The sequence below is a fragment of the Methylobacterium sp. WL69 genome (assembly GCF_008039485.1).
In the GTDB taxonomy this organism is placed as follows: Bacteria; Pseudomonadota; Alphaproteobacteria; order Rhizobiales; family Beijerinckiaceae; genus Methylobacterium.
On record NZ_VRUZ01000070.1, the window covers coordinates 1 to 23,289 of the forward strand.

The following is a 23,289-nucleotide window of genomic DNA, read 5'->3' on the forward strand; positions in this document are numbered from 1 at the left end:
GTATAGAGGGGGTTCGGCGGCCTGTCCAGCCGGTTTCGGGAAGGTTTTTTCGGGGGGTCCGCCGGGGGCCCGGAGGCGACTAAGCGACGGCCGGGCCGTGGCGTTCGGCTTCCGTGAAGCGGCTCTGCTCCTCCATCACCAGGGTGGCGAGCTCGCGCTTGAGGGCGTTGAAGTCGGGGGCGGCCGTGTCCCGGGGCCGGGGCAGGGCGACGGCGATGTCGCGCTTGAGGCGGCCCGGGCGGTAGGTCATCACCAGGATGCGGTCGGCGAGGTAGAGTGCCTCCTCGATGGAGTGGGTGACGAAGATCACCGTCTTGGCGAACTCGGCCCAGATCCGCAGGAGCTCGTCCTGCAGGGTGCGCCGGGTCAGGGCGTCGAGGGCCCCGAACGGCTCGTCCATGAGCATCACCGGCGGATCGAGGGCCAGGATGCGCGCGATGGCGACGCGCTGGCGCATGCCGCCGGACAGGTCCTTCGGGTAGCGCTTGCGGAAGTCCGACAGGCCGAGGGTGGCGACGATGCGGTCCACCGTCACGGTGGCGTCGGCTTTGGGCACCCCCTTGATGTCGAGGCCGAAGCGGACGTTGTCCTCGACGCTCATCCACGGGAACAGGGCGTATTCCTGGAACACCATGCCCCGGTCCGGCCCCGGCCCGGTGACGGGGCGGCCGCCGAGGGTGATCCGGCCGCCGCTCAGGGGGGCGAAGCCCGCGATGGCGTTGAGCAGGGTGGACTTGCCGCAGCCCGAGGGGCCGAGCAGGCACAGGAACTGCCCCTCCGGCACCGTGGCGCTGATGTCCTCCAGGGCGGTCACCGCCCCGGGCCCGCTGCCGAACACCTTGCTGGCGTGGGCGACGACGATTTCTGCCTGCATGCCGAGGGTCCGGTTCAGCGCTCGAGGCCGCGGTGCCAGCGCAGCAGGTGGTCGTTGAGGCGCGACATCGCCCCGTCGATGACGAGGCCGAGGAGGCCGATGGTGAGCATGCCGCCGATGATCTTGTCGGACCACATGTATTCGCGGGCCTCCAGGATGCGGTAGCCGAGGCCGTCCGAGACGGCGATCATCTCGGCGACGATGACCACGATGAAGGCGGTGCCGATGCCGATGCGCATGCCGGCCAGCACGAACGGGCTCGCCGCCGGCAGGATCACCCGGCGGAACATCGTCCACGACCCCGCCCCGAGGTTGCGCGCGGCGCGGATGTAGATGGAATCGACCTGCCGCACCCCCGCGATGGTGTTGACCAGCACGGGAAAGAAGGTGCCCAGCGCAATGAGGAACAGGGCCGGCGGGTTGCCGAGGCCGAACCAGACAATGGCCAGGGGAATGTAGGCGATGGGCGGGATCGGCCGCAGGATCTCGAGCAAGGGGTTGAACAGGGAGAACAGCCGGTCGCTGGTGCCGAGCAGGAGCCCGACGGGCACGGCGAGGCCGGCGCCGATGCAGAAGCCCGTGAGCACCCGGGCCAGACTCGCCACGGCGTCGTGGGGCATCTCGCCGGAGAACAGCCAGGAGAGGTAGCTCTCCTGCGCCGGATCGTGGGGCAGGGCCGGGACCATGCCGGACAGCCATTTCACCGCCACGGAGCTCGGTGGCGGCAGCACCACGGCGGAGAAGACGCCGAGCCGGCTCAGGACCTCCCACAGGACGAGGAGCAGGACGGGGACGATGGCGCCGCGCAGCCGGTGCATGGCGGCCTCAGCGGGACACGAGTTCGGCTTTGGCCTTCTCGAGCAGGTCGGTCTTCACCCACTCGGCGTCGGATTTCGGCGGATTGACCATCTTGCCGAGGCCGTACTTCATCATGGTGTCGGTGGTGATCTGCATGTGGCCGGCGGGCACGTCGTAGGTGTACTTGGCATTCGCCATGCCATCGCGAAAATCCTGGGCCGTGAGCTGGCCCTTGAACACCGTCTCGCGGACGTATTTCTCGGCGAGCGCCGGATCGTCGATGAAGGCCTTGGTGGCGGCAACGAACAGCTTGAGGACGCGGCCGGCGACCTCGGGGCGCTCGTTGTACATCTTCTCGGTCATCACCAGGGGGCGCACGGGCCGGCCGATGGGGGTGTCGTAGGGTTTCACCACTTCCGTGGCGTAGCCGGCGCTGATGGCCTGGGTCGATTGCGGCTCGCTCTGGCAGATGACGTCGACGTATTTCTGCGCCAGCGCCTGGTTCAGGTCGGCGTAGTTGTTGAAGTAGATCAGCTGGACGTCCTTGCCGGGGCGCTCGCCCCAGGTCATCCCGTGCTTGTCGAGTTCGGCGAGCAGCATCAGGTCCTGGGTGCCGCCGCGGACGGAGGCGACCTTGAGGCCCTTCACGTCCTTCAGGGTTTTCACCGCGTCGAGGTCCGGCCGCTTGAGGATGCGGACGCCGCCGTCGGCGAAGCCCGCCACCACGTAGAGCTTCACCCCGTTGCCGCGGGCCGCCACCGCCCCGTCGGCGCCCGACGCCGAGATGTCGATCTGGTCCACGGCCATGGCCGGGTAGATGTCGGCGCCCTTGGCGAAGACGCGCTCGTCGATCTTCAGGCCGAATTTCGGCGCGAGCTCCTTCATGTAGGAGACGGCGCCGTAATGGGCGAACTTGAGATTGCCGAGGCGCACGACGTCGTCGGCCCGGGCCGGCGCGGCGGCGAAGGCGGCCAGGACCAGCAGGGCGGCCCGCGCCGCCGCATTGCGCATGAACATCGGTTTCCTCCGCGTCGCGGGTCGTTCTCGCCCGCATCCGGTCCTTCAACGGACCGTGATGGATTGAATAAGGCGTGCCGACCGCCGAAAGTAAAGCGGCGGGAGGCGACGGATTGGCCGAGCTCTGTACGGATGACACCGGCCCCGTGGCCGTGATCGGCTGCGGCACCCTCGGGGCGAGCTGGGCGGCCCTGTTCCTCGCCCACGGCCTCGACGTGGCGGCCCACGATCCGGCCCCGGATTTCGTGGATCGCCTCGGGCCGGCGGTGGCCCGCGCCCGCGAACAACTCGCCGAACTCGGGCTGACGGGCGACGGCCGCCTCACGCACCATGCCCGCCTGGCCGACGCGGTTTCGGGCGCCCGCTTCGTGCAGGAGAACGCCCCCGAGGACGAGGGCGTGAAGCGCGCCGTCCTGGCGGAGATCGACGGCCATGCGGCGCCGGGCATCCTCGTCGCGTCGAGCACCTCGGCGATGCTGCGCAGCGCCCTCGTGGCCGATTGCGCGACGCCGGAGCGGGTGATCGTCGCCCACCCGTTCCACCCGCCCCACCTCGTGCCCCTGGTGGAGATCGTGGCCGGGGACGATGCCGTCGCGGCCCGGGCGGCGGCGTTCTACGCCGGCCTCGGGCGCCGCCCGGTGATCCTGCGCCGCGAGATGCCGGGCCACATCGCCAACCGCCTCGCCTCGGCCCTCTACCGCGAGGCGGTGCACCTCGTGGCCGAGGGGGTGGCGAGCGTCGCCGACATCGACGCCGCCCTGTGCAACGGGCCGGGCCTGCGCTGGGCCGCCATGGGGCCGCACATGACCTACCACCTCGGCGGCGGCGCCGGCGGCATCCGGCACTACCTCGACCATCTCGGGGCGAGCCAGGAGCGGCGCTGGGCGAGCCTCGGAACCCCCGGCCTCGACGCGGCCGTGAAGGCCCGCATCGTCGCGGGCGTCGAGGCGGAGGCCGCCGGCCGGACGCTGCCGGAGCTGGAGGCCCGCCGCGACCGGGCCCTGCTGGAGATCCTGAAGGCGCGCATCGAGGTGGCGGGCGACGCGTCCTGAGGGAGCGGTCCCCGCCCGTGGCGTCGGTGACGGGGGATCGGGAGACGGGCCGGCTCCGGACATGACGGGCGAGGGCGGCCGGTCCTGACCCCATCGCCGGTGCGGCACCGAGGGGGCCTCGTCCCCGCCGCGGGCGACCGCGCCCCCACGGACCGGGCTTCCCGCCCCCATGCCGCCTACGGCATCCACCCATCTCGCGGGCAGCGCAGGTCCCCTCTCCTTCCAGGAGAGGGGGCACCCGTGGGCCTCACGCCCGCATCCGGATGCCGTCGGGGGCCCTGCCGCTGCACGGAATCGGCCCATTCGCAGTTGTGTGGATCCGGTCGCCCATGCCGCAGGGGGGGCGATCGAAATTCAGTCGGCGTCGGACAAACACGCGCCATCGATTGTCGCTGGACTGTCATCCGTCGCGCCTATGGCGTCGATCATCAATATTGACCGATGTGGCCGGCCGGTGACGACAGATAAAACAGACGTGTCTTCGTTCGCGTATTTGAAAAGCGTTCGAAGGATCAGTCGATCTCCGTCCGCGGTTTCGGTCGCCGCCCTGATGATCGCGGCGTTCGGCGTCGGTGAAAGCCACGCCCAGCAGGCCATCATGGAAGGGGGCGCGAATCTGCTCACCAACTTGAATCGACTGCCCGGCACGGCGGCGGGACGCGCGGCGCTCGACGTGAACCTCGAGACGACGTTTCAGATTCAGAACAATGCCACGCAGGAGCGGCGCAATCAGGCGATGCGCGATACCATCGGCGGCCCTGCGAACGCGGCCGCCTATGCCGAAGGAGGATTGGGCACCAGCCTGTTCAAGGCCTTCTCGGTCGGCAACAAGGAATTCCCCAGCTCTGCCTTCACGGAAGTGCCGAGCTGGAATCAACTGTTCGGTTCGATCAACACGTTGAGTGCGAACACCAGCGGTCAGCATCGCCTGCTGATCGGACAGGGCTTCGCCGCCGGCCGGGCCTGGACCGGCGCCGGCACCTCCGCCAACACGCTCGGCACGCCGTTCACGGCCAGACTCGCGCTCCCCGCGGACGGTATCCTGAACCCTTACGATCGCTACTATGTCCCGGAGCAGCCGAACAGCGCCGGCCCGGGCGGCACCAGCGAGAACACCCGTCCGTACTTCACGCGACCCGGCCGGTACGTCAACTTTTCCGCGGTCGACTACTTCGGCGTGACGAAGGACAATCTGACCGCCAACATTCTTCCCGGCAAGAACAGCATCTCGTTTCCGAGCGGTCACTCGTCCGGCGGATGGAGCGGCGCCTTGACCCTGGCGATGATGTTTCCGGAACGCTGGCAGCAGCAGGTGATGCGCGGCGCGGAATACAGCGCCAGCCGCGTCGTGCTCGGCGTGCACTATCCGCTCGACTCCATCGGCGGCCGCATCCTCGCGACCTGGAACCTCGTGCAGATTCTCAACAACAATCCCGACTTCACCAACCTCAATCTGCTGGATCAACGCGGCGTTCCCCTGCCGCAGCCGTCGACGGGCGATTACCAGGCGCTGTTCAACCAGGCCTTCACCGATCTGCGCGCGTCGGTGGCGCAGGCCTGCGGCATGAGCATCACGGCCTGCATCGCCGCCGGCGCGCCCGACCGCTTCAGCGACAACGCCAAGAACAAGGCCGCCTACACCTACTATCTCACCTACGGCCTGCCGTCGGTGGGACCGACCGACCTCGCGCCGGTCGTTCCCGTCGGGGCCGAGGTGCTGTTGCAGACCCGGTTCCCGTACCTCACCGCGGCGCAGCGGCGGGAGGTCCTGGCCACCACCGAAATCGCGTCGGGCTCGGCCCTCGACGACGGCTCCGGCTATGCGCGCCTCAACCTCTACGCGGCGGGCGACGGCTACGGCGCCTTCCATTCGCAGGTCGCCGTCACGATGAACGGGGCGCTCGGCGGCTTCAACGCCGCCGATTCCTGGAACAACGACATTTCCGGTTCCGGCGGCCTGAACCCTCGGCGGCAGCGGCGTCCTGACCCTGAGCGGCCGGAACACCTATACGGGACCCACCATCGTCGATGGCGGCGCCCTCGAAATCGCCGGGTCGATCGTGTCGGCGGCCACGGTGAAGGCCGGCGGCATCCTCACCGGTGCGGGGTCCATGGGAGACGTCACGGTGAAGGCCGGCGGCACCCTGGCGCCGGGCGCCCTCGCGTCGATGGGGACGCTCGCCGTCAACGGAACGCTGACGGCCCAGGCGGGCTCGCAGTACTCGGTCCGGACCACGGCAACGACGAGCGACAGCACCCGCGTGGCGGGCGCGGCCCACCTCGACGGCGGCACCGTGGTCGTCGCGGCGTCACCGGCGGCCTTCACCCTCGGCACCCGCTACACCATCCTGACCGCCACCGGCGGCGTGACCGGACGGTTCTCCGGCGTCACCGGCACCGCGCCGATCGCGCCCTTCATCGGCCTCGTCGATCGCTACGACGCCAACGCCGTCTATCTCGATGTCGCGGCCTCGTTCGCGACGGCGGCCGTCACCCGCAATCAACGGGCCACGGCGGCCGGCCTCGACGGCCTCCCCGCCGGCAACGCGCTGTTCGCCGCCGCCGCCCATCTGCCGAACGCCGCCACGGCGCAATCCGCCTTCGATCGGCTGTCCGGCGACCTGCACGGATCGCTGCAGACCCAGATGATCGACGACAGCCGCTTCGCCCGCAACGCCGGCATCGATCGCATCCGGAGCGCATCCGGTGCGGTCGGCGGGTCCCGTGCGCCGGTCCTCGCCTATGCCGGCCCGAGCGCGGCCCTGCCCTACGCGGGCAACGCGACCGGGACGCACGGCTTCGTCGCGGCCCCCGCGACGACGGAGCGGCTGGCGATCTGGACCCAGGCCCTCGGCGACTGGAGCCGGCGCGACGCCGACGGCAACGCGTCCGGCCTGACGCGCACCGGCGGCGGGTTCCTCATCGGCGCCGATCACGCCGTCCTCGACGGCCGCGCGCGCCTCGGCGTGATGGGCGGCGTCGGCCGCTCGACCTACAGCGCTCCGGCATCGTCCGGCTGGAGCGACGATTACAGCCTCGGCGCCTATGGCGGCGCGCAGCTCGGCGCCCTCGGCCTTCGGGCCGGCACGGCGGTGACGTTTCACGACCTCCGCACCAGGCGAAACGTGACCCTTCCGGGCTTCGCCGACATCCTGACGGGCAGCTATTCCGCCACGACGGCCCAGGTCTACGGTCAGGTCGGTTACGGGATGACCGTCGGCCGTGTCGGCCTCGAGCCCTTCGCCGATCTCGCCTATGTCAGCCAGTCGACGGACCGCTTGGCCGAATCCGGCGGCCTCGCGGCCCTGACCATGGCGGGCAGGACCACGGGCGTCACGTTTTCGACCCTCGGCCTGCATGCGTCGACGGACGTGACCCTGAACGCGATGGCCGTCTCCCTGCGCGGCACGCTCGGCTGGCGCCACGCCTTCGACGACACGGCCGCGGCGACCCGCGTCGCCTTCACCGGCGGGACGCCGTTCACGAGTTCGGGCATCCCGATCGCCGCCGATGCGGTGGTGTTCGACGCGGGGCTCGATCTGGCGGTCGGCCCGTCGGCGAGCCTCGGCCTGACCTACGGCGCCCAATTCGCCGAGACGGCGCGGAGCCAGACGGCGAAGCTGAACTTTACGCAACGGTTCTGAGCAACGGTTCTGAGGACGACGTGCGAGGCGCTGTCCCGGAGCGCCCCGGGCGGTGGTTGCCGCAGGGGCGATGGCCGGGCGGGGTGCGACAGCCCCGCCTTGGCGGCGTCCGCCCTGCCATAAGTCCCCGACGAGACCGGGGCGATCGCAGCTGGCGGTCGCGGTCTGAAAGCCGCTGCGGAAGGGGGCTGTCGAAGAAGCCCCCCGTGCGCAGCCCCTCGCCCCGCTTGGCGGGGGCTACGGGATTCACACATCTCAAGGGCAGCGCGGGTCCCCTCTCCTGGAAGGCTCTCGCGGGCAGCGCAGGTCCCCTCTTCTGGAAGGAGAGGGACAGGGTGAGGTGTGTGACCTATTCGGAGATGTCCCACACCTCACCCCAACCCTCTCCTTCCAGGAGAGGGAGCTCCGGTGCGCCTCCCGCCCGCGTCCGGATGCCTGCCGCTGCATGGAATCGGCCCATTCGCAGTTGTGTGAATCCAGTAGGCAGGCGCGGAGAGGGGGATGCGCACGGGCGCTCCGCGCGACGGTTCAAGCGCAAATGCAAGCGCAACCGGCCATCGCGATCGCCCTGCCGTCCAGCGGAGGGGGCCCGTGGCCCGCGATATCGGCCACGGGTCCGAACGCGGAAACCCCTCCATACCCGGAGCGCCCGGCGCTTCGGGCGCGCGCGATCCACGAAAAAAGCCCCCTCCGGGGGGAGGGGGCTCGATCGGGCTGGGACGAGGGCGGCGATCAGAAGGTGATGCCGGTCTCGACCATGTAGCGCTCCTGGGAGGTCTTGGTGCCGGTGCGGCCGAAGCCGAGGCCGGGGGTGATGTCGTAGAGCTGCACCGTCGAGAACTCGCCGCGGACGAAGTAGCGGTCGAAGGTGAAGGTCGGGGTCACGGTGAAGGAGAGCGCCGAGCTGCCCGGCCCGTAGAGGACGGACGTGGTCGGCCGGAACGGGTTCACGGCGCTGCCGCTCTGGGTGATGTACTCGAAGCGGCCGGCCAGGGCGAAGTTGTCGGTGAAGGCGTAGCTGGCCAGGATCGCGCCGCCGAAGGTCTCGGCGCCGGCGAGCCCGAGGACCGAATTGCGCTCGATGTTGGTGTACTGGACGTAGGGCGTCACGATGACGGGGCCGTCGGCGTAGGTGTAGTTGGCGCTGACGATGGAGCTGTTCTGCACGGCGAGCGGGGTGGCGAACTGGAAGCGCGGGTTCTGCAGGGCCGCGTTGTAGGTGTTGAAGTGCGTGCCGCCGTTGATGCCGACGGTGTTGGCGGCGTCGATCTTGTAGACGATGGCGCCCGTGACCCAGTTGATCTCGCCCGAGTAGAAGCCGTCCGTGGCGGCGAAGGACGCCGACCACGGGCCGTCGCTGTAGTTCACCTGAACGCCCTGGTTGATCACGTTCTCCTGGTTGAACAGCAGGCCGCGGGAGATGTTCAGGTTCTGGTAGGTGAAGGGCAGCTCCGAGCCGATGAGGGTCGGCATGCGGCCGCCCTGGACCGACCAGTTGTCGTTGAACACGTACTTGCCGAAGACGATGGGGATCGGCGAGTAGAGCAGGTCGGTCTGGTCGAAGGTGCCGAGGATCGGCAGGCCGAGGCCCGGGATCGTGTAGGCGCCGAACGCGGCGTAGAACTGGAACGCGCCGTCGGCCTTCTGGATGGTGCCCATGAGGTTCGAGAAGTCGACGCGGGCGGCGCGGTCGCTGGCGATCTGGGGCACGGCCGAGAACGCGAACTGGTTGGTCTGGGTATAGGCGTAGCCGGTCAGGGCGCCGCCGAAGTAGATGTCGCCGATGCCGCCGATGGTGAGGCAGGCCGGGTTGGGGTTCTGCTTGATGATGCCGCCGTAGGACGGGAAGGTGATTTCCGCCTTGCACGATGCCGGGGGCGCGGGGATCGGCGCCTTCACCGACAGGTCGGCGGCCTGGAGATAGGTCGACGACAGGAGGAGGGTCGTCAGTCCGATGAGCGCGCTGCGGCGGGCCATATCAAGTCTCGTGCTGTTCGTGGGTTCCGGTTGACTGAAGGGTCTCAAAGAATGCCGCCGGCGCCAAAGTCATCCTTTATGCAGTTGCCCATTGTTTAAGCAAAACCCGGGTTCGTGAGGGACTTGCGGCCTTCGTGTGGCATTCCGGGAACACTTGTGTGGCGGATCCGTCGAAAGGCTAACAAGCGCTTAACGACGGGGCGCCGGCCGATTGACGGCGCGGTTTTCGTGGGAATCGGGACCGCGGCGCAACGATCGGACCCGGCCGCGCATGCTATGCCGGCCCGGCACCCTCCGCCTGGTCCCGGGACACCGAGCCGCCATGAACGCCGTCAGCATCATCGCCCCGGTCTTCGGAATCATCGTGATCGGCTGGGGCGCGGCCCTCGCCGGCCTCCTGTCCGAGCGGGTCAGCGACGGCCTGTCGGAATACGTCTTCGCCATCGCGGTGCCGGCGCTCATCATCGGCACCCTCACCCGGCCGGGGCTCACCGGCGAGGTGACGTGGTCGTACTGGATCGCGTATTTCGGCGGAGCCGGATTGTCCTGGCTCGCCGGCTCCCTCATCGCCACCCGGCGCAAGGGCATCGGCCGCCAGGGCGCCGTGCTGCACGGCTTCGCCGCGAGCCAGTCCAACACCATCTTCGTCGGCGTGCCGACCATCCTGCAGGCCTACGGCGAGGAGGGCGCGTTCCCCCTGTTCCTGCTGCTCGCCGTGCATCTTCCCCTGATGATGGGCTGCGCCACCTTCCTCATCGAGGCCGAGGGCGACCGCACCCTGGTCCAGCGCCTGCGCGGCCTCGGCCTCGTCCTCGTCAAGAACCCGATCTTCGTGGCCCTCGGCCTCGGCATGGCCCTGCGCCTCGGCGGCGTGGTGCCGACGGGAATCGCCCGCTCCCTCATCGACGGGTTCGGCTCCACCGCCTCCACCTGCGCCCTCGTGGCCCTCGGCGCCGGCCTGACCCGCTACAAGGTGCTGTTCGACCTGCCCGGCGCCCTGGTGATCGCGGGCTTGAAGCTCGTGGTGCATCCCCTCGCCGTGTGGCTGCTCGCCACCAGGCTGTTCTCCATGCCGCCCGCCTATGCCGGCGTCGCCACCCTGTTCGCGGCGATGCCGGTGGGCATCAACGCCTACCTGCTCGCCGTGCGCTACAAGGCCGAGACCGGGCTGGTGGCGGCCTCCGTCCTCGTCTCGACCCTGCTGGCGCCCATCACCACCGTGCTCTGGCTCACGCTTCTCGGGCGGGCCTGAGCGGCTGGACGGCGCGCCCGCTTCGGGTCCATGATTCGTCCCGAACGGCCGGCGCGACCGGCCGAGCGAGAGCATTTTCAAGCGAGGTGGACACCGGCTCGCGTGACGGAAATGCGACCCTGGAAGAGCCGAGGACACGCCCATGAACGCTCCCCTGCGCGCGGCCGGATTCGTCTGGGACGATCCCTTCCTCCTCGACGACCAGCTGACGCCGGACGAGCGCGCCATCCGCGACACGGCCGAGACCTTCGCGCAGGAGCGTCTGCTGCCCGGCATCGTCGCGGCCTACGCGGAAGAGAAGACCGACCCCGACCTGTTCCGGGCCATGGGCAGCGTCGGCCTCCTCGGCCTGACCCTGCCGGAGGAATACGGCTGCGCCGCCGCGTCCTACGTCGCCTACGGCCTCGTGGCCCGGGCGGTGGAGCGGGTCGATTCCGGCTACCGTTCGATGATGAGCGTGCAATCCTCCCTCGTCATGTACCCGATCCACGCCTACGGCTCGGAGGCGCAGCGCCAGAGATACCTGCCGAAGCTGGCCTCGGGCGAATGGATCGGCTGCTTCGGCCTCACCGAACCCGACGCCGGCTCGGACCCCGCCGGCATGACGACGCGGGCGGAGGCCATCGCCGGCGGCTACCGGATCACCGGGGCCAAGATGTGGATCTCCAACGCCCCCTTCGCCGACGTCTTCGTGATCTGGGCCAAATCCGACCGGCATGACGGCGCCATCCGGGGCTTCGTCCTGGAGCGCGGCCTGGCCGGGCTCTCGACCCCGACGCTGCACGGCAAGCTCAGCCTGCGCGCCTCCACCACGGGCGAGATCGTGATGGCGGGCGTCGAGGTGGGGGAGGACGCGCTGCTCCCCGACGTCTCGGGCCTGAAGGGGCCGTTCGGCTGCCTCAACCGGGCGCGCTACGGCATCTCCTGGGGGGTGATGGGGGCGGCCGAGGATTGCTGGCACCGGGCGCGGGGCTACACCCTGGAGCGCCGTCAGTTCGGCCGGCCGCTCGCCCAGACCCAGCTCGTCCAGAAGAAGCTCGCCGACATGCAGACGGAGATCGCCCTCGGGCTCCAGGCCTCCCTGCGGGTCGGGCGCCTCATGGACGAGGGCCTGATGGCGCCGGAGATGATCTCCCTGATCAAGCGCAACAATTGCGGCAAGGCCCTCGACATCGCCCGCACCGCCCGCGACATGCACGGCGGCAACGGCATCATGGGCGAGTACCACGTCATGCGCCACGCCCAGAACCTCGAGACGGTCAACACCTACGAGGGCACCCACGACGTCCACGCCCTGATCCTGGGCCGGGCGCAGACGGGGCTGCAGGCGTTTTTTTAGGGGGGCCTATCGCCCGGAGGCCGGCTTCGGCGGGCGGCCCCGGCGGATCAGGGTGGTGCCGACGTAGTGATCGGCCCGTTCCATCATCGCGTCGGTCAGCTTGGGAAGTTCTTCGTACTCCTCCGGCTGGATCACGTGGGCATCGACCCTGGCGAAATCGGTTTCGCCAATGGCGTCGGCGGAGAACGGGGATTTTTTGGGTTCGCTTGCGAACATCGGTCTTTCTCCAAGAGAGTGAGGCTGACCGTCCGTAGCCTGACCCCCTCGTTCATGGATTTGCGCGCGTCGCAGGGGGGGGATCAGAGAACGCTCGCAAACAGAAGGGAATGAACGCTTCGATCATTCCTTGGGGTCAGGTTCCTTTTCCGTCGGGCGTTTTACGCCACCTGACAATCTATGGAACAAAATCTCCAGAAATCTCACGATCCAAGGAACTTCGAGCCAATTTGCGAGTGATGTAAGGCCGGCTAAAATCAGACACGTGATCAGGCCGAATGCGAAATTACTGTCGAGATACTTGTATAAAAATACTTCAAGAAAAATCGAGAGCGAGAAAACCCAGAAAAACCGTTCGATACGTCGCTCGGTTTTTTCATTCTGAAGCTGTGCTTCGAGCGCAGCGGACGAGATCGAGGCGGGGCCTCTATCTCTTTTCGAGAAAATTACACTAGTGCTCTGTGAGGGTTCCGCCCCCGATGCGGTCGGCGTACTCTCGGGTGATGTCGCGGTCGGGGATTTCGATCCCTCTGATTCCTGGGACATAGTATTTCGCCCAAGCTCCGCCATCCCAATGGGTAATCTCGACGAGATCGCCCGCCCTCTTCGGCAGAAGTTCCTGGCAAATTTCTACCAGGAACTTATGGCGATCATCGGTCTCGTCAAAAACTCTTGCATCGAAAAACACATCGCTGATCGGGTTCGACCCGAACATGCGGACCTTCCGATAGACGGAAGGCTCGACGGGACCATAGTCCCATGCTTCGAAGAAGCCGTCAAAAAGCTTCTTGCCTTCATGACGGCCCATATAGGTCATTTGAGCGAGGTACAGAAGCTTTTGAAGCTGGAGATTGGTCACGCTCCAGCCGCCTCGCTCGCATATGAACTTGCAAACAGACTCTGTCCGTGCGGCCATTGTCTTTAAAGCCGGTATGGCGGTGTCGCGCCCTACACGGCTCCTCCTCTTCCGAGGCCAATGCGGCGCTTCGCCACTCGGCCCATGTCAACCGCGATCATATCGCTATGAGCGCATGTTCCCGCAATGTTCCATTGTAAGAGACAATGTGACGCGTTTCAAGCCGTCTCTGCGTAGATTTCAGAAATCGCTCCCTCAACGGGTAAACCCGAACTTGCAGTAGGGAATATCAAGTATTCAATCATAAAATACAGAACGATTTATAGATATCAAAAATCTATTAGGTATAAGTCTAGTCTATATCTCCGATGTGTTAGCATGTTCGGCGGCTATTTCAGCGGATTGTGCTGCCTGCACGGGTATCGCCATCAGGAGTCCACGGAGAAGGGATCGGCCGGCACAAGCGCCACCGCGGCGCGGCGGCGGGCGGCCCGCTCGCCGGCCTCGGCGCCGCATTTGGCCACGTGGACCACGCGGTTGACCACCTGGAGGTTGGGTGCGCCCCAGTAGCCCAGCAGTTCCGGCCAGGGCGCGTCGCGGTGCTCGCGCCAGACCCGGTAGAGCGGCACCCGGTGGTCGACCTCGGCGGTCTTGAACAGGCGCTTGCCGGATTCCGTGCAGCGGTGGCGCTGGTGGCGTTTGAGCACCGTCACCTGCTCGGCCGGCGCGCACCACAGCTTCCACGCGGTGACGCAGGCCGAATGCCAGGCGGCGTTCTTGTTCGGCTGCCCCGCCCCCCACAGGTCCTTGTGCCAGCCGAAGCGGAACACCGGCTGGCCGCACAGGCAGCAATGGCCGCGGCCGCGGCCATGGGCCGGCTCGCGGTAGGGCGAGGGCGGCAGGCGGAAGCTCGCGGCGAGGCCCGGTTCGGTGCCGAGGCGCCAGGTCCAGCCCGCGGGCGCGCCGGAGCGGGCGGCGAGCGCCCGGGCGAGGCGGTCGGCCCGCAGGATGTGGGCGCGCCAGTAGCTCTCGACGGCGAGGCGCGGCGTCGGCGGCAGCAGGGGCCGCGACAGGGCGTGCTGCAGCACCGGGGCGGGGAAGATCGCCGGCAGCGCCCGGTCGAGGCGGGCCCGGGACCGCGCGTTGCGGGTGTCGCGCCAGGATGATCCGGGGCTCGTCGATCCCTCGCTCACGGATGGGCGGCGGGGGCCGGGGCCACGGGGGCGGCCGGCCGGCCCGCGATGGCGTCGGACAGGAGGTGAAGGCGGCGGGCGAGGTCCGTGACCTCGTTGAGGGCGATGGATTTCTCGCCGTTCTTGACCGCCCGGGTGATGTCGCTGAGCTGCAGCTTGGCGATGCGCGTCAGTTCGGCGGCGAGCTGGTCTCTCGTCATCGTGGGGTCTCGGCCTTCGTGGGAGGGGTCTCTTGGCGTAAGCCGGAACGGTTACCGAGCCGTTCACCTTCCGTCCACCGGCGGGGGGATGCGGCTTCGGGTCCGCCCTGGGGCGGCCCCGGACGTCGCCGCCGACCTCCCCCCGAAGCCTACGGCATTCACACATCTCGCGGGCAGCGCGGGTCCCCTCTCCTGGAAGGAGAGGGACAGGGTGAGGTGTGCGAACTGTCCGAATAGGTCCCACACCTCACCCCAACCCTCTCCTTTCAGGAGAGGGAGCCCCGGTGCGCCTCCCGCATGCATTCGGATGCCTGTCGCTGCATGGAATCGGCCCATTCGCAGTTGTGTGAATCCGGTAGCCTTCCAGGAGCGGGAGCACCCTTGGGCCTCACGCCCGCCTCCGGATGCCGTCAGGTGCCCTGTCTCCGCACGCGATCGGCGCGTTCGCATTTGTGTGAATCCAGTAGCCCCGCAAGCGGAGGGAAGCCGGTGACGCTCCGGCCTCCGCGAGGCGGCGCTGGTCTTCAAAAATGTCTCGCTTTGTCTTTGACTCGTCGCTGTGTTTCGGCACGAGACAAGTCTAGCGAAACAAGTCTAGACTGCATTCCGTCCCGTCATGGCCGGTCGATCTGACGGGTCGGCCCGAGCGGAGAAGACGATCCCATGCCGCGGTCTCGATGGAAAGGGGGCCTCGCCCCCGCCTGTGTTCTCTTCGCCTGGGCGATGGTCGGGCCCGGAGCGGCCATGGGCCAGACGCTCACGGGCCAGACGCTCACGCGGGCACAGGTGGCGGCGCGGCTGCCGGCCCTGGAGGCGCTGGCGCGGGGCGCCGTCGACGCCGGTGCGGTGCCGGGCCTCGCCATCGCCGTCGTCTTCGGCGACGAGACCCTGTGGCTGAAGGGGTTCGGCCGCCGGGAGGCCGGACGGCCCGACGCCGTCGACGCCGATACGGTGTTCCAGATCGCCTCCCTGTCGAAGCCGGTCACCGCGACGGTGGTGGCGGCCCTCGTGGGCCGGGGCGTCGTCGGCTGGGAGTCCCGCATCGCCGATCTCGACCCCGGCTTCCGGCTCCTCGAGCCCTATCCGACGGCCGAGGTCACCGTGCGCGACCTGCTCAACCATCGCAGCGGGCTTCCGGGCCATGCCGGGGACGACCTCGAGGGGATCGGCTACGGCCGCGACGCCATCCTCCACCGGCTGCGCCTGGTGCCCCCGTCCTCGAGCTTCCGGGCGGGCTATGCCTACAGCAATTTCGGCTTCACCGCGGGCGCCGTCGCGGCCGCGAAGCCCACCGGCCAATCCTGGGACGCGGTGGCCCGGGACACGCTCTTCGGACCCCTGGGGATGCGGTCCACGGGCACGACGCAGGCGGAGTTCCTGACGCGGGCCAATCGCGCCGCCCTGCATGTCAGGGCCGGGGGACCCGCCGAGCCCTGGGCCGCCCGGGTCACGCGGGACCCCGACGCCCAGGCGCCGGCCGGCGGCGTCAGCTCGAACGTGCGCGACCTCGCCCAGTGGGTGCGCCTCGCGATCGGCAGCGGGATGGTGGCGGGCCGGCGGCACGTCGCGGCGGCGGCCCTCGCCGAGACGCACGCGCCGCTCACGGCCCGCGGCACCAATCCCGTCTCCGGGGCCGCGTCGTTCTACGGGCTCGGCTGGAACGTCGAATTCGGCCGCCATGGCCTCGTCTGGGGGCATGCCGGCGCCTTCAGCGCCGGCGCCCAGACCCTGGTCTCGATCCATCCGGCGTCGAGGCTCGGTGTCGTCGTCCTGACGAACGCGTTTCCCTCGGGCGTTCCGGAGGGCCTCGCCGACAGCTTCGCCGACCTCGTCTTCGACGGGGCCGTCGGCAAGGACTGGCTGAGGGCGTGGGGCGACGTCTACGGCAGCATGTTCGCGGCCGTCCCCGCGACCGCGGCGGCCCCCGGCAGCCCCGCCGACGCGCCGGCCGCCCTCGGGCCTTCGGCCTATGCCGGCGCCTACGCCAACGCCTATGTCGGCCGGGCCGTGGTGGCGGAGGCGAACGGGGGCCTGACCCTGTCGGTCGGCCCCGGCTTGGCGCGCACCTACCCCCTGCGCCACGCCGGGCGCGACGTGTTCCTGTATTTTCCGGACGCGGAGGCGCCCGACACGCCCGCGACCCTGCGGTTCGCCATCGGCGGCCAGGGCAGGGCCACCGCCATGACGGCGGAGTCCCTCGACGGCAGCGGCCTCGGCACCCTGGAGCGCGTGCCCGACTAGGACGCCGCCGCCTTTCGCGCGCGCTCCGTCAGGGCAGGGCGCCCGGCGTATCGGTCTCTCCCGCCCCCGGCCGGCCTGCCCGGTGGTGCAGCAGGTTGAGGATGAGCGCGGTCCAGCCGGTCTGGTGGGAGGCGCCCAGCCCCCGGCCGGTGTCGCCGTCGAAGAACTCGTGGAACAGGAGGGCGTCGTCCTCGCCGGGGGCGGCCGGGATCGGATCGCGCGTCCCGAAGATCGGCCGGCGCCCGTCGGAATCCTTGGCGAACAGGGCGATGAGCCGGTCCTCCAGGGCGTCGGCGATGGCCGCCAGGGTGAGGGAGGTCCCGGAGCCGGTGGGGTACTCGACGAGAAAGTCGTCGCCGTAATAGGCGTGGAAGCGGCGCAGGGCCTCGATGATGAGGTAGTTCATCGGCATCCACACCGGCCCGCGCCAGTTGGAATTGCCGCCGAACATGTTCGAGGTCGAGTCGGCCGGGTCGTAGCGGACGCTGAACGAGGCGCCGAACTCGTTGAGGGCGTAGGGCCTGTCGCGGTGCGCCTTCGACAGGGAGCGGATGCCGTGGTCCGACAGGAACTCGGCCTCGTCGAGCATGCGCCGCAGGAGCGCCTTCATGCGGTGGCCGCGCAGGAGCGACAGCAGCTTGCGGTCGCCGACCCCGCCCTCGGTCCAGCGCGAGACGAGGCAGGCGAGGTGCGGGCGGTTCTCCAGGACCCAGTTCATCCGCCGGGCGAAATCCGGCAGGCGCTGGAGTACGGAGGGCTCGATCACCTCGACGGCGAAGAGCGGCACGAGGCCGACGACGGAGCGCACCCGCAGGGGCAGCATGCCGCCGCCGGGGATGTCGACCTCGTCGTAGTAGAACTCGTCCTCCTCGTCCCACAGGCCGAAGCCCTCGCCGCCCATGTCGGTCATGGCCTCGGCGATGAGCAGGAAGTGCTCGAAGAACTTCGAGGCGGTGCTCTCGTAGACGTCGTTGTGGAGCGCGAGTTCGAGGGCGATGCGCATCATGTTCAGGGCGTACATCGCCATCCAGGCGGTGCCGTCGGCCTGGTGGATGCGGCCGAAGCCGGGGGGCGGGCGCGAGCGGTCGAACACCCCGACATTGTCGAGGCCGAGGAAGCCGCCCTGGAACACGTTGCGGCCGTCGGCGTCCTTGCGGTTGACCCACCAGGTGAAGTTGATGAGCAGCTTGTGGAACACGCCCTCCAGGAAGGCGATGTCGCCGCGTCCGCCGCGCCGGTCGCGGTCGATCTCGAACACCCGGTAGGTCGCCCAGGCATGGACCGGCGGGTTGGCGTCGCCGAACTCCCACTCGTAGGCCGGCAGCTGGCCGTTGGGGTGCATGTACCATTCGCGGGTGAGCAGCAGGAGCTGCTTCTTGGCGAAGTCCGGGTCGAGCAGCGCCAGGGGCAGGCAGTGGAAGGCGAGATCCCAGGCGGCGAACCAGGGATATTCCCAGGTGTCGGGCATGGACAGCACGTCGGCCCCGGCGAAGTGGCGCCAGTTGGTGTTGCGCCCGCCCTCGCCCGCGCGCTCGCGCGGCGGCGTCGGCTGCAGCGGGTCGCCCCGGAGCCACAGGCGGACATCGTAGGAATAGAGCTGCTTCGACCAGATCAGGCCGGCGGCGGCCTGGCGGAAGATCACCCGCGCATCCGCGTCGGCGATGCCGTCCTGCAGGCCGTCGTAGAAGGCGTTGGCCTCGGAGACCCGGCGGTGGAGGATGGCGCCCTCGGCGTCGACGGGGCGCGGGCGCTTACCCGCCGAGAGCCGGAGGGTGACGCGCTTGGCCTCGCCGGGTTCGAGGCGCAGGGCGTAGTGCAGGCCGAGCTTGGTCCCGCCGTCGCGGCGGATGGCCGATTCGTCGCCGTCGACGATGGCCGCGTGCAGGCCGTCCTTGAACGGGCCGGCGGCGTCGGGCTTCCAGCCGTGCAGGCGCAGATTGGTGTCGTTCTCGCAGAACAGCACGTCGGGCGCGCCGTCGAAGGCGAGGCGGTAGGGGCCGAGGCGCGGATGGGTGGCGAGGATGCCGCCGTCCGGTGCCATCTCCAGGCGGGGGCGCGCCGGGGCCGCATCCTCGCGCCACGACCAGGTGTTGCGGAACCACGCCTGCGGGACGAGGTGGAGGTCGGCGGCCTCGGGGCCGCGATTGACCGCCGTGATCACCGCGTGGACGTCGTCGATGTCCTCCTTGGCGTACTCCACCGTGACGTCGAAGAACCGCAGCCCGTCGAAGATCCCCGTGTCCTCGATCTCGTATTCGGGCTCGTCGCGGCCGCGGCGCCGGCCCTCCGCCACGAGGTGGTCGTAGGGATAGGGGCCGTGCGGGTAGCGGTAGAGGAACTTGAGGTAGGCGTGGCTCGGGACCGCGTCGAGGTAGTGGTAGACCTCCTTGACGTCCTCGCCGTGGTTGCCCTCCTCGTTGGTGAGCCCGAACAGGCGCTCCTTGAGGATGTGGTCGCGCCCGTTCCACAGGGCCAGCGACAGGCAGAGCTGCCCGCGCTCGTCGCAGATTCCGGCGAGGCCGTCCTCGCCCCAGCGATAGGCGCGGGAGCGCGCCTCGTCGTGCGGCAGGGAGCGCCAGGCGTTGCCGTCGCGGCTGTAATCCTCGCGCACGGTGCCCCATTGGCGCTCGGCGAGGTAGGGCCCCCACAGGGACCACGCCCGCTCGCCGCGGCCCTGCTCGGCCAGCCGCCGGCGCTCGGCCCAGTCGTCGAGCTCGCTCAACGGGTCGCCCCCGGACGGGGCCGGGCCGGACGGAGGCGGAGCGGGTGAGGGTCTGTCATGGGTCCCGGCGGGCTGCGGTGCGGTGGCCGGCGGGATGCACTATCGGCGCCAAGCCGGGCAGCCCTTCGGGACGCATGGCTTGCGGGCGTTCGGCTTCCCGGCGATCCGCCCGTCAGGCCGGCACATCGCCGGCGAAGGCGGCGAGCGGCGCCACGAGGATGCAGGCCACCCCCTCGCGCCGGTAGTCCAGGGACAGGCTGCCGCCGACCTGCGAGGCGAGGCCGCGCTCGATGAAGCGCGAGCCGAAGCCCTTGCGGGTGGGGGGCGCCACCGGCGGCCCGCCGACCTCGATCCAGGCGAGGCGCAGGCGCGGCTCGGCCCCATCGAGGATCTCCCAGGTCAGGTCGACATGCCCCGCCGCGTTGGACAGGGCGCCGTATTTCGCCGCGTTGGTGGCGAGTTCGTGCAGCATGAGGGCGAGGGACACGGCCCGGTCGGCGCCGATCTCGATCTCCGGCCCGGCGATCCGGAAGCGGTCGCGCCCGTCCTCGTGGACGTGGAGGGCGCCGCGCACCACGGGCTCGATCCGGGTGCTGGTGAGGGCCGCGCCCATGAGCAGGTCGTGGGCGCGGCCGAGGGCCACGAGGCGCCCGGCCAGGACGTCCTTGGCCTCGTCGACATGGGTGGCGTTGCGCAGGGTCTGGGTGGCGATGGACTGCACCATGGCGAGCAGATTGCGCATGCGGTGCGACAGCTCGTGGTTGACGAGATCCTGCTGCTCCTCGGCCTTGAGGCGGGCCAGGGCCGCGTAGGTCCGGTCGGCCACGCCGCGGGTGAACGCCACCTCCTCCACGCTCCAGATCCGGGGCTCGGCCGCGTGCACGAGGAGGAGGCCGACCAGGGTCCCGGCCTTCAGGAGCGGGACCTTGATCTGGCCGCGCACGCCGATGGCCCGGTAGGTCGCGGCATCCCCGGCGAGGCGCACCTCCGCCAGGGTGTCGGCGCAGACGAGAATCCGCCCGGTCCGCAGGCGTTCCATGGTGCCGGGCAGGGCCGCGAACGGGTAGGTGCCCGCGAGGCTCTCCACCCCCGGTGCGGTCCAGTCGCCCGCGATGGTGAGGGTCTCGCGATGGGCGTCGACGGCCGCGTAGGCGGCCCGCCCCGCCCCGAGGGTCCGCCCGAGGAGATCGGCCGCGATGGCGACGGCCGCGGCCGTGTCCGTCGCCGCGGCGAGGCGGTCGCCGAGGTCGAGGAGGGCCTCGATGCGGGCGCGGGCGGCGCGCTGGTCGGTGACGTCGGCGACGGTGCCGAACAGGGCGGTGATCCGGCCGGCGGGGTCGCGGGCGAACTCGGCCCGGCGTCCGATCCAGCGGATGGCGCCGTCGTCCGCCCGGCGGATGCGGTACGCGATCTCGGGTATGGCGGCGCCGGTGGCGCGCCGGGCGGCGTCCGAGCGCAGGTGGGAATCCTCGGGGAGGATCAGGCCCTCGATGACCGGGACGGGGTAGCTGCGCGCCGCGGGGAGACCGAACAGGCGGCAGAACTCGGCCGAGACGGCGACGGAATCCCCCCCGACATCGGCCTCGAAGGTGCCGATGCCGCCGGCCTGCTGGGCCCGCCGCGAGCGGGCGTCGCTCTCGCGCAGGGCGGCCTCGTCGTCCAGGCGCTCGCGGGCGACGGAGAGGAAGCGGGCCAGGGTCGCGAAGAAGGTCAGCACCTCGCCCTCGAAGGCCGGCGCGTCGCGGCGGGCGAACGAGATCACGCCCGTGAGCCCGCCCCGGCCGGTGATGGGGAAGCTCGCATAGGCGTCGAACCCGGCCGCGCGCGCGGCCCGGTGGCGCGGCGTCGCGTCGGCCTGGAGGTCGGACAGGACGAGGGGCCGCCCCGTCGCGGCGACGAGTCCGCAGAGTGGCCCGTCCAGGGAGGCTGGGTCGAGGGGCGCCCGTTCGAGGGCGGCCCGCGCCTCCGGCGCGACCCCGACCGCCTGAACCAGCACGAGGCTGGCCCGGTCCGGCGCCAGCGCCCAGGTCAGGCTTTCGTCGAACCCCAGGACCTCGGCGCCCTCCTGCAGGATCGGCAGGAGCTCGTGGGCGGGATCGGCCGCCGAGAGCAGGGCGGCGGAGGCCCGGCTCAGGAGGGCGAGGCGCTGTTCGTGGCGGCGCTCGGCGGTGCGGTCCTGCAGGATCTTGAGGAAGCCCCGGACGCTGTCGTCCTCGTGGCGCAGGGTCATCATCCGGCCCACCGCCCAGAACCGGCCGCCGTCGCGGCGCTGGTGCCAGCGCACGTCGGGGGACGACCCGTTGGCGAGGGCGACGCGCTCCTCCCGGTCGGGCACGCCGTCGCGCCGGTCCTCGGGCGTGAAGAAGGTGTCGAGGAGCCGGCCCCGGACCTCGTCGGCCGACCAGCCCATGATCTGCTCGGCGCCGGTGTTCCAGTCGGTGATCCGGCTCTCGGAATCCGCGGCGACGATGGCGAAGTCGATGGCGCTGTCGAAGATCGCCTTGTAGCGGCCCTCGGCCTCGCGCAGGGCCTGCCGGGTCTCGGCCTCGGCCACGTCGCCGAAGGCCGAGCCGGCGAGGCCGGCCAGCATCTGGGCCATCAGGATGTCGCGCGGGCCGAACGGGCCGCCGGCCTCCGAGCGGATCTCGAGGATGCCGACGGCGAGGCCGTGGCGCTGCACCGGGACCGCGAGCAGCGCCGGGGGCGGACGACCGGCCTCGGCCGCCGGCGCGCCGGTGGTGCCGACGACGAGGGTCTCGTCCGTGAAGGCCCGGCCCGACGGGCTGTCCGCGATGGGGGTGCGGCGGCCGGTCCACCCGGCCGCGTGACCGGCCCCCGTGCGGCAGACGAGATCGTCGCCGTCGCGGAGCGCGATGGCCGCACCGTCGGCCCGGTCGATGATCGACAGGGCGGCGTCGACCACGGCCCGGAACACCGTGTCGAGATCGGCGGTGGCGGAGGCGACCACCTGCTGGGCGGCGATCATCGCCTCCAGGCGCGCGGCGTCGGCCACCGCCTGGGCCTGCTCGCGCCGCTGGCCCGCCAGGGCCGCGTCGCGCTCGGCCAAAGCCCGGCGCAGGTCGAGCTGGCTCATCACCTGCTCGGCCAGGGCCGTGAGGGATTCGGTCTGCTGCGCCGTCAGCCCGTGCGGACGCGGGACCCCGTCGATGACGCACAGGGTTCCGAGGGTCTCGCCCTCGGGCGTGTTCAGGGGGACGCCCGCGTAGAACCGGATGCCCGGCGTTCCCGTCACCAGGGGGTTTTCGCGGGTCCGGGCGTCGAGGGTCAGGTCGGGGATGACGAGGGGGGTCCGGCGTCCCAGGGCATGGGCGCAGACGGATGCGTTCAGGCTCGTCTCGCACGGGCCGAACCCGGAGCGGGCCTTGAACCATTGCCGGTCGGCCGCCACCAGGCTGACGAGGGCCACGGGGGCGTCGCACAGGGCGCGGGCCAGGAGGACGATGTCGTCAAAACCCTTCTCGGGCGGCGTGTCGAGGATGCCGTGGGCCTCCAGGGCCGCGAGGCGGACCGGATCGGCGGCGGCGGGCGCCGCATCGCCCGCGGCAACGCCCACGGGAAGCGGGAGATTCCCGGTCATCGGCTCGCGCGCGGGGGCACGGCCGGAGCGCCGAGGCGCTGCGCGCGGGCAGCGGCCGGCACGCGGGGACGGGAGGATCTGGCCTGCATGATGCGCTCATAACACAAGCCGAAGCCGTCGGCGCCGTCGAAGGCGGTCCCGCACGGTGCTGCCCGTGGTCTTGCGCATGATCTTGCGATTTCGCCGCGCACCCGATCCTCGTGCTTGCCACAAGATTGCGCGCAATCTAGAACCGTTCCATGGAACGCCGCACCGCGATTCGGGTGGGGTGACCCCGCGTTTGCAGTCCCCTCGCATCGTCCCCCCGCAC

The 23,289-nt window shown here is 70.2% G+C and carries 16 protein-coding genes; 5 read left to right on the forward strand and 11 right to left on the reverse strand.

The features are described from left to right. Nucleotides 1–79: 79 nt before the first annotated feature. From FV218_RS16615 to FV218_RS16625, 3 genes are read right to left on the reverse strand one after another with little or no spacing between them, the layout of a single operon-like run. Nucleotides 80–874, reverse strand: coding sequence for an ABC transporter ATP-binding protein (locus FV218_RS16615; RefSeq protein ID WP_056089597.1), 795 nt, complete (start codon nucleotides 872–874; stop codon nucleotides 80–82). A 14-nt stretch (nucleotides 875–888) separates the two neighbouring features. Further along, nucleotides 889–1,692: an ABC transporter permease gene (locus tag FV218_RS16620; RefSeq protein ID WP_147710796.1), complete on the reverse strand. Its 804-nt coding sequence runs from the start codon at nucleotides 1,690–1,692 to the stop codon at nucleotides 889–891. A 7-nt stretch (nucleotides 1,693–1,699) separates the two neighbouring features. After that, the gene (locus FV218_RS16625) at nucleotides 1,700–2,689 is read right to left on the reverse strand and encodes an ABC transporter substrate-binding protein (protein ID WP_244474919.1); all 990 of its coding nucleotides are present in this window, start codon (nucleotides 2,687–2,689) and stop codon (nucleotides 1,700–1,702) included. Between the two features lie 113 nt (nucleotides 2,690–2,802). Between FV218_RS16625 and FV218_RS16630 the strand changes: the two genes are divergently transcribed. After that, entirely contained in the window at nucleotides 2,803–3,741 is a 939-nt protein-coding gene (locus FV218_RS16630; protein ID WP_246685152.1) for a 3-hydroxyacyl-CoA dehydrogenase NAD-binding domain-containing protein, read from the forward strand. Nucleotides 3,742–4,141: 400 nt separating this feature from the next. Here FV218_RS16630 and FV218_RS23255 read toward each other — a convergent pair whose 3' ends face one another. Next, nucleotides 4,142–5,746, reverse strand: coding sequence for a hypothetical protein (locus FV218_RS23255; protein ID WP_246685153.1), 1,605 nt, complete (start codon nucleotides 5,744–5,746; stop codon nucleotides 4,142–4,144). Nucleotides 5,747–5,801: 55 nt separating this feature from the next. On the opposite strand from FV218_RS23255, the gene FV218_RS16645 reads away from it, so the two are divergent. Next, nucleotides 5,802–7,385 (forward strand): autotransporter domain-containing protein, encoded by a 1,584-nt coding sequence (locus tag FV218_RS16645; RefSeq protein ID WP_147710797.1) that lies wholly within the window; start codon nucleotides 5,802–5,804, stop codon nucleotides 7,383–7,385. Nucleotides 7,386–8,117: 732 nt separating this feature from the next. Here the strand turns inward: FV218_RS16645 and FV218_RS16650 are convergent. Next, a complete protein-coding gene (locus tag FV218_RS16650) occupies nucleotides 8,118–9,362 on the reverse strand; it encodes an outer membrane beta-barrel protein (protein ID WP_056089588.1) in 1,245 nt (414 codons plus the stop codon). 322 nt (nucleotides 9,363–9,684) lie between these two features. On the opposite strand from FV218_RS16650, the gene FV218_RS16655 reads away from it, so the two are divergent. Together FV218_RS16655 and FV218_RS16660 are read left to right on the forward strand one after the other, a co-directional pair. Further along, nucleotides 9,685–10,614 carry an AEC family transporter gene (locus tag FV218_RS16655; RefSeq protein ID WP_056089586.1) on the forward strand — a complete coding sequence of 310 codons (930 nt, stop codon included), beginning with the start codon at nucleotides 9,685–9,687 and terminating at the stop codon, nucleotides 10,612–10,614. A 142-nt stretch (nucleotides 10,615–10,756) separates the two neighbouring features. Continuing rightward, complete coding sequence (locus FV218_RS16660) at nucleotides 10,757–11,953, forward strand: acyl-CoA dehydrogenase (RefSeq protein WP_147710798.1); 1,197 nt, start codon at nucleotides 10,757–10,759, stop codon at nucleotides 11,951–11,953. A gap of 6 nt (nucleotides 11,954–11,959) precedes the next feature. Here the strand turns inward: FV218_RS16660 and FV218_RS16665 are convergent, their stop codons facing one another. The 4 genes from FV218_RS16665 to FV218_RS16680 all read right to left on the reverse strand — a co-directional run bounded on the left by FV218_RS16665 (nucleotide 11,960) and on the right by FV218_RS16680 (nucleotide 14,418). After that, nucleotides 11,960–12,169: a hypothetical protein gene (locus FV218_RS16665; RefSeq protein ID WP_147710799.1), complete on the reverse strand. Its 210-nt coding sequence runs from the start codon at nucleotides 12,167–12,169 to the stop codon at nucleotides 11,960–11,962. A gap of 451 nt (nucleotides 12,170–12,620) precedes the next feature. Beyond that, nucleotides 12,621–13,028, reverse strand: a complete 408-nt coding sequence (locus FV218_RS16670) for a type II toxin-antitoxin system antitoxin SocA domain-containing protein (protein WP_056089579.1) — start codon at nucleotides 13,026–13,028, stop codon at nucleotides 12,621–12,623. A gap of 425 nt (nucleotides 13,029–13,453) precedes the next feature. Next, the gene (locus tag FV218_RS16675) at nucleotides 13,454–14,218 is read right to left on the reverse strand and encodes a hypothetical protein (protein ID WP_147710800.1); all 765 of its coding nucleotides are present in this window, start codon (nucleotides 14,216–14,218) and stop codon (nucleotides 13,454–13,456) included. Further along, nucleotides 14,215–14,418 carry a hypothetical protein gene (locus FV218_RS16680; RefSeq protein ID WP_056089574.1) on the reverse strand — a complete coding sequence of 68 codons (204 nt, stop codon included), beginning with the start codon at nucleotides 14,416–14,418 and terminating at the stop codon, nucleotides 14,215–14,217. Before FV218_RS16680 ends, FV218_RS16675 begins: the two co-directional genes overlap by 4 nt. A 744-nt stretch (nucleotides 14,419–15,162) precedes the next feature. Between FV218_RS16680 and FV218_RS16685 the strand changes: the two genes are divergently transcribed. Next, nucleotides 15,163–16,659: a serine hydrolase domain-containing protein gene (locus FV218_RS16685; protein ID WP_246685154.1), complete on the forward strand. Its 1,497-nt coding sequence runs from the start codon at nucleotides 15,163–15,165 to the stop codon at nucleotides 16,657–16,659. Between the two features lie 28 nt (nucleotides 16,660–16,687). On the opposite strand, the gene FV218_RS16690 is transcribed toward FV218_RS16685, so the two are convergent. Further along, nucleotides 16,688–19,381: a glucosidase gene (locus FV218_RS16690; protein ID WP_147710802.1), complete on the reverse strand. Its 2,694-nt coding sequence runs from the start codon at nucleotides 19,379–19,381 to the stop codon at nucleotides 16,688–16,690. Nucleotides 19,382–19,553: 172 nt separating this feature from the next. Then, nucleotides 19,554–22,955: a GAF domain-containing protein gene (locus FV218_RS16695; RefSeq protein ID WP_246685155.1), complete on the reverse strand. Its 3,402-nt coding sequence runs from the start codon at nucleotides 22,953–22,955 to the stop codon at nucleotides 19,554–19,556. Between the last annotated feature and the right edge of the window lie 334 nt (nucleotides 22,956–23,289).

Coding starts and splice junctions, on each gene's coding strand:
- FV218_RS16615 (WP_056089597.1), bottom strand. CDS start 874: ATGCAGGCAGAAATCGTCGTCGCCCACGCCAGCAAGGTGTTCGGCAGC.
- FV218_RS16620 (WP_147710796.1), bottom strand. CDS start 1,692: ATGCACCGGCTGCGCGGCGCCATCGTCCCCGTCCTGCTCCTCGTCCTG.
- FV218_RS16625 (WP_244474919.1), bottom strand. CDS start 2,689: ATGTTCATGCGCAATGCGGCGGCGCGGGCCGCCCTGCTGGTCCTGGCC.
- FV218_RS16650 (WP_056089588.1), bottom strand. CDS start 9,362: ATGGCCCGCCGCAGCGCGCTCATCGGACTGACGACCCTCCTCCTGTCG.
- FV218_RS16655 (WP_056089586.1), top strand. CDS start 9,685: ATGAACGCCGTCAGCATCATCGCCCCGGTCTTCGGAATCATCGTGATC.
- FV218_RS16660 (WP_147710798.1), top strand. CDS start 10,757: ATGAACGCTCCCCTGCGCGCGGCCGGATTCGTCTGGGACGATCCCTTC.
- FV218_RS16665 (WP_147710799.1), bottom strand. CDS start 12,169: ATGTTCGCAAGCGAACCCAAAAAATCCCCGTTCTCCGCCGACGCCATT.
- FV218_RS16680 (WP_056089574.1), bottom strand. CDS start 14,418: ATGACGAGAGACCAGCTCGCCGCCGAACTGACGCGCATCGCCAAGCTG.
- FV218_RS16685 (WP_246685154.1), top strand. CDS start 15,163: ATGGGCCAGACGCTCACGGGCCAGACGCTCACGCGGGCACAGGTGGCG.